3 protein-coding genes are annotated in these 2,924 nt (G+C 75.9%); 1 reads left to right on the top strand and 2 read right to left on the bottom strand.

The window, feature by feature from the left end; genetic code table 11:
- The first annotated feature begins 378 nt into the window (after positions 1-378).
- Positions 379-1,104, top strand: a complete 726-nt coding sequence (locus E2C05_RS30565; RefSeq protein ID WP_133223380.1) for a Crp/Fnr family transcriptional regulator — start codon at positions 379-381, stop codon at positions 1,102-1,104.
- Between the two features lie 96 nt (positions 1,105-1,200).
- Here the strand turns inward: E2C05_RS30565 and E2C05_RS30560 are convergent, their stop codons facing one another.
- Both E2C05_RS30560 and E2C05_RS35530 read right to left on the bottom strand, forming a co-directional pair.
- On the bottom strand, positions 1,201-2,430 hold the full coding sequence (locus E2C05_RS30560) for an MFS transporter (protein ID WP_133223379.1): 1,230 nt from the start codon (positions 2,428-2,430) through the stop codon (positions 1,201-1,203).
- Between the two features lie 383 nt (positions 2,431-2,813).
- A partial coding sequence (locus E2C05_RS35530; RefSeq protein WP_133223378.1) for a PEP-CTERM sorting domain-containing protein occupies positions 2,814-2,924 on the bottom strand: 111 nt, incomplete at its 5' end.

Here is a 2,924-nt window from a genome sequence, read left to right as displayed (position 1 = left end):
CCGCGCCGCCGGCAGGCACCGGACGGCGGGGGCGGCGGGGCGGGGCGGGCAGGCGTCACGTCTCACTCCGGCGGCGGGTGCCCGGCCAGCCGTCGCAGGGCAACGGGCAGGGTCCGGCGCCCCGCCCGGCGGCGCGCGACGACGCGGCTAGCGTAACGGATTGAGCCGGAAGGCGACCATCCTGTCCAGCATCATGCGCCGGCGGCCCGGCGGTCGCCGGCCGGTGGCGCAGCACGGGCCAGGGCGGGTGTTCCTTCATCTGCGCAACGACTCTCCGCTGCCGGGCGCCGCCGGGATGTGCGCCAGCGCACACCACGCCTTGCCTTGCCGGTCCTGCTGCTATCTCATGCAACACAAAGAATCAGACGATGGAAACTCATGGCCCCGTCACCCGAGGACGACCGGCTGGCGCGCTTCCCCCTGCTCCGCGAAGTGTCGCCCGACCTGCTGCAGGATGCGGCGCGCCAGGCCCGCTGGCGCAAGGTCCAGCCCGGGGAGGTGGTGATCGACTATGACGACGCCTCCGACGATGTCTTCCTCATCCTCTCCGGCACGGTCCGCGTCGCGGTGCATTCCGCCAACGGGCAGGAGGTGATCCTGGGCGAGTTCGGCGCCGGCGAGCTGTTCGGGGAGATGGCGGCGATCGACGGCCTGCCGCGCTCGGCCAATGTCACGGCCGTGCACAGCGCCGTGCTCTGCTGCCTGCCGCGCACCGTCTTCCTCGACCTGGTGCTGAAGGCGCCGGCGGCCGGGCTGGGCCTGCTGCGGCTGCTGGTCTCCCGCCTGCGGTTGCTGGATGCGCGCAACGTGGAGCTGGCGGTGCTGCCGGTGCGGCACCGGCTGGTGGCGGAGCTGCTGCGGCTCGGCCGCCCGCGGGAGGATGGGCAGCTGCGGGTCAGCCCGCCGCCGCCGCAGCATGTGCTGGCCGCGCGGATCGGCGCGCGCCGCGAAGCGGTGTCGCGCGAGCTGTCGGCGATGAGCCGGGAGGGGCTGGCGGTGGTGACGCGGCAGAGCATCCTGCTGCCCAAGCCGGACGTGCTGCGGCTGGCGCTGCGCAAGGCCATGGGCGGCGATGCCGGCAAGGCGCTGAAGAAGACCGCCTGAGCGGGCGGCGCCCGCCGGGCTTGCACGGGGCGGTCTCCCTCTCGCGCCGGCCGGGCGGCCCCGCCCCCCGGCCTCCAGGCCGCGCGGCGGCCGGGCCTACCCCGCCGCGACCGGCCGCTTCGCCCGCCGCTCGCCGACCAGCGCCATGGCCATGGTGGCGACGATGAAGAAGACGCTGGCGGCGAAGACCAGCAGCGGCTGGCCATGGTCCATCAGCAACCCGTAGAGCATCGGCCCGATCGTCCCGCCGATGTTGAACCCCGTCGTCACGATCCCGAAGACCCGGCCCACCGCATCCGGCGGCGCGGCCGCCCGCACCAGCATGTCGCGCGACGGCATGATCAGGCCGGAGAGGAACCCGGCCGCCCCCATCGCCGCCACCAGCGCCACGGGCGGCAGCGGGACCAGGCCAACCAGCGCCACCAGCGCGCCGGTCAGCCCGAAGCCCAGCGCCGCCACGTCGCCATGCCGCGTCGTGCGGTCCGCCACGATCCCGCCCGCCAGCACGCCGAGCGCCGAGAGCAGCAGGAAGCCGCTCAGCGCCATGGTCGCCACGGCGAAATCCACCCCGCGCCCGTCCACCAGCGCGGCGACCGAGAAATTCGTCACCCCGCCGAGCGACAGGCTGAGCAGCGCGAAGAAGGCCGTCAGCATGACGACGGCCGGCGTCAGCACCGACCCGCTCGCCGCCCCCTTGGCCTTCGGCGCGGCGCGCGGCGCCGGCGCGGGGTCGGCGGCCAGCGCCAGCGGCAGGGCGGCGGCCAGTGCGATCGCCCCGGCGGCGAGCAGCGCGGCCGAGAGGCCGCCCAGCGACGACAATCCCAGCATCATCGCCGGTGCCAGCGCCCCGCCGAGATAGCCGGCGAAGGTGTGGATGGAGAAGGCGCGGCCGATCCGCGCCTCCCCGATGCCGCGCGACAGCATTTCGTAGTCGGCCGGGTGGTAGACGGCATTGGCGATGCCGAGCAGCGCGGCGGTGACCAGCAGCATCGCATAGCTGGGCGCCAGGGCGAGGCCGATGAAGCTGGCCCCGGCCAGCACCAGCCCGGCGACCAGCACCCGGCGGGACCCGTGCCGGTCCACCGCATAGCCCATCGGCGCCTGCACCAGGGCGGTGACGATGTTGAACACGGTCAGCGCTAGGCCAAGCTCGATGAAGCCGACGCCGAGCTGGTCGCGCAGCAGGGGAAAGAGCGGCGGCAGCACCAGGTGGTGCACATGGCTGACGAGATGCGCGCCGGAGACGAGCGAGAGGGTGCGGACCTCGGTCGGCGTCCAGGCGCGGCTGCCGGGCTGGTCGCGGCCCGGCGGTCCCGGCTGCTGCATGGCGCGGCGTTCCCTCGTTGCTTGCACCGGGCAGATGGGGTGCCCGGCGGCGGCCGCCAGGATTGGCCGCGGATGCGGCATCCCGCCAGACGCCGCCGCCGGGGCCTGCCCTGCGGCGGCGGCATGGGTCTGGCGGAGGCGGCCCGAGGCGGCGCGCATCACGGCGGGCGGCATCGGTGCTGGCCGGGATGGTCGATCAGCCCGGCGCGCCGCCGCCACGCCGCCGATGCGCAGCCCCGGTACGGCGCGCGATGCCGGCATCCATCCGGCGGGGCGGGTGCCCGCCGGTCTGGGGCCCGAGCCCCGCGGCGGCGCCCGGCCCTGGTCGCGGTGTCGCGGCGTGCCGCGGCTTGGTCACGCCGCGGCCTTGCGCCGCGGGCCGGTCATGGTGCGGGGCGATCCGCCGCGGTCGCCTGGCGCCGCCGCCGGCGCCGGGCCAGGGCGACGAGGCCGGCAAGGCCGGCGCCGAGCAGGCCGAGCGTCGCCGGCTCCGG

This window comes from Paracraurococcus ruber, from assembly GCF_004353985.1.
Classification (GTDB): domain Bacteria; phylum Pseudomonadota; class Alphaproteobacteria; order Acetobacterales; family Acetobacteraceae; genus Paracraurococcus; species Paracraurococcus ruber.
This window is presented reverse-complemented; position numbering and strand designations above follow the sequence as displayed.